Origin of the sequence: Streptomyces sp. NPDC127129 (assembly GCF_042671585.1) — a bacterium.
In the GTDB taxonomy this organism is placed as follows: Bacteria; Actinomycetota; Actinomycetes; order Streptomycetales; family Streptomycetaceae; genus Streptomyces.
Genome location: NZ_JBHXTV010000037.1, coordinates 1 through 3179 on the forward strand (window position 1 = coordinate 1; position 3179 = coordinate 3179).

Sequence of the window (3179 nt, forward strand, 5' to 3'; positions counted from 1 at the left end):
GTGATGGGTGGCTGGTCGTTGCTTGAGAACTACACAGTGGACGCGAGCATCTGTGGCCAAGTTTTTAAGGGCGCACGGTGGATGCCTTGGCACCAGGAACCGATGAAGGACGTGGGAGGCCACGATAGTCCCCGGGGAGCCGTCAACCAGGCTTTGATCCGGGGGTTTCCGAATGGGGAAACCCGGCAGTCGTCATGGGCTGTCACCCATGCCTGAACACATAGGGCATGTGGAGGGAACGAGGGGAAGTGAAACATCTCAGTACCCTCAGGAAGAGAAAACAACCGTGATTCCGGGAGTAGTGGCGAGCGAAACCGGATGAGGCCAAACCGTATGCGTGTGATACCCGGCAGGGGTTGCGCATGCGGGGTTGTGGGATCTCTCTTTCACAGTCTGCCGGCTGTGAGACGAGTCAGAAACCGTTGATGTAGGCGAAGGACATGCGAAAGGTCCGGCGTAGAGGGTAAGACCCCCGTAGCTGAAACATTGACGGCTCGTTTGAGAGACACCCAAGTAGCACGGGGCCCGAGAAATCCCGTGTGAATCTGGCGGGACCACCCGCTAAGCCTAAATATTCCCTGGTGACCGATAGCGGATAGTACCGTGAGGGAATGGTGAAAAGTACCGCGGGAGCGGAGTGAAATAGTACCTGAAACCGTGTGCCTACAAGCCGTGGGAGCGTCGCTCATTGGGTTTACCCAATGGGTCGTGACTGCGTGCCTTTTGAAGAATGAGCCTGCGAGTTTGCGGTGTGTTGCGAGGTTAACCCGTGTGGGGAAGCCGTAGCGAAAGCGAGTCCGAATAGGGCGATTCAGTAGCACGCTCAAGACCCGAAGCGGAGTGATCTAGCCATGGGCAGGTTGAAGCGGAGGTAAGACTTCGTGGAGGACCGAACCCACCAGGGTTGAAAACCTGGGGGATGACCTGTGGTTAGGGGTGAAAGGCCAATCAAACTCCGTGATAGCTGGTTCTCCCCGAAATGCATTTAGGTGCAGCGTCGTGTGTTTCTTACCGGAGGTAGAGCACTGGATAGGCGATGGGCCCTACCGGGTTACTGACCTTAGCCAAACTCCGAATGCCGGTAAGTGAGAGCGCGGCAGTGAGACTGTGGGGGATAAGCTCCATGGTCGAGAGGGAAACAGCCCAGAGCATCGACTAAGGCCCCTAAGCGTACGCTAAGTGGGAAAGGATGTGGAGTCGCAGAGACAACCAGGAGGTTGGCTTAGAAGCAGCCACCCTTGAAAGAGTGCGTAATAGCTCACTGGTCAAGTGATTCCGCGCCGACAATGTAGCGGGGCTCAAGCGTACCGCCGAAGTCGTGTCATTGCAGCAATAAGCCCCAACGGGTGCTGTGATGGGTAGGGGAGCGTCGTGTGCCGGGTGAAGCAGCCGCGGAAGCGAGTTGTGGACGGTTCACGAGTGAGAATGCAGGCATGAGTAGCGATACACACGTGAGAAACGTGTGCGCCGATTGACTAAGGGTTCCTGGGTCAAGCTGATCTGCCCAGGGTAAGTCGGGACCTAAGGCGAGGCCGACAGGCGTAGTCGATGGACAACCGGTTGATATTCCGGTACCCGCTTTGAAACGCCCAATATCGAGCCCATTAATGCTAAGCCCGTGAAGCCGTTCCGGACCCTTCGGGGAAAGGAAAGTGGTGGAGCCGGCGAACCAAGGTGGTAGTAGGTAAGCGATGGGGTGACGCAGGAAGGTAGTCCAGCCCGGGCGGTGGTTGTCCCGGGGTAAGGGTGTAGGCCGTGTGGTAGGCAAATCCGTCACACATTAAGGCTGAGACCTGATGCCGAGCCGATTGTGGTGAAGTGGATGATCCTATGCTGTCGAGAAAAGCCTCTAGCGAGTTTCATGGCGGCCCGTACCCTAAACCGACTCAGGTGGTCAGGTAGAGAATACCGAGGCGTTCGGGTGAACTATGGTTAAGGAACTCGGCAAAATGCCCCCGTAACTTCGGGAGAAGGGGGGCCATCACTGGTGATCGGATTTACTCCGTGAGCTGGGGGTGGCCGCAGAGACCAGCGAGAAGCGACTGTTTACTAAAAACACAGGTCCGTGCGAAGCCGTAAGGCGATGTATACGGACTGACGCCTGCCCGGTGCTGGAACGTTAAGGGGACCGGTTAGTGACCTTTCGGGGTTGCGAAGCTGAGAACTTAAGCGCCAGTAAACGGCGGTGGTAACTATAACCATCCTAAGGTAGCGAAATTCCTTGTCGGGTAAGTTCCGACCTGCACGAATGGCGTAACGACTTCTCGACTGTCTCAACCATAGGCCCGGTGAAATTGCACTACGAGTAAAGATGCTCGTTTCGCGCAGCAGGACGGAAAGACCCCGGGACCTTTACTACAGTTTGATATTGGTGTTCGGTTCGGCTTGTGTAGGATAGGTGGGAGACTTTGAAGCCGTGACGCCAGTCATGGTGGAGTCGCCGTTGAAATACCACTCTGGTCGTGCTGGATGTCTAACCTCGGTCCGTGATCCGGATCAGGGACAGTGTCTGATGGGTAGTTTAACTGGGGCGGTTGCCTCCCAAAGGGTAACGGAGGCGCCCAAAGGTTCCCTCAGCCTGGTTGGCAATCAGGTGTTGAGTGTAAGTGCACAAGGGAGCTTGACTGTGAGACCGACGGGTCGAGCAGGGACGAAAGTCGGGACTAGTGATCCGGCGGTGGCTTGTGGAAGCGCCGTCGCTCAACGGATAAAAGGTACCCCGGGGATAACAGGCTGATCTTCCCCAAGAGTCCATATCGACGGGATGGTTTGGCACCTCGATGTCGGCTCGTCGCATCCTGGGGCTGGAGTCGGTCCCAAGGGTTGGGCTGTTCGCCCATTAAAGCGGTACGCGAGCTGGGTTTAGAACGTCGTGAGACAGTTCGGTCCCTATCCGCTGCGCGCGTAGGAATATTGAGAAGGGCTGTCCCTAGTACGAGAGGACCGGGACGGACGAACCTCTGGTGTGCCAGTTGTCCTGCCAAGGGCATGGCTGGTTGGCTACGTTCGGGAGGGATAACCGCTGAAAGCATCTAAGCGGGAAGCCTGCTTCGAGATGAGTATTCCCACCTCCTTGAGAGGGTAAGGCTCCCAGTAGACGACTGGGTTGATAGGCCGGATGTGGAAGCCCAGTAATGGGTGGAGCTGACCGGTACTAATAGGCCGAGGGCTTGTCCTCA

General features: G+C 56.7%; 1 rRNA gene. It reads left to right on the plus strand.

Going from position 1 to position 3179, the window contains the following annotated elements:
• Nucleotides 1–54: 54 nt before the first annotated feature.
• Nucleotides 55–3178 (plus strand): 23S ribosomal RNA (locus ACFVGW_RS35690).
• Nucleotide 3179: the final 1 nt, after the last annotated feature.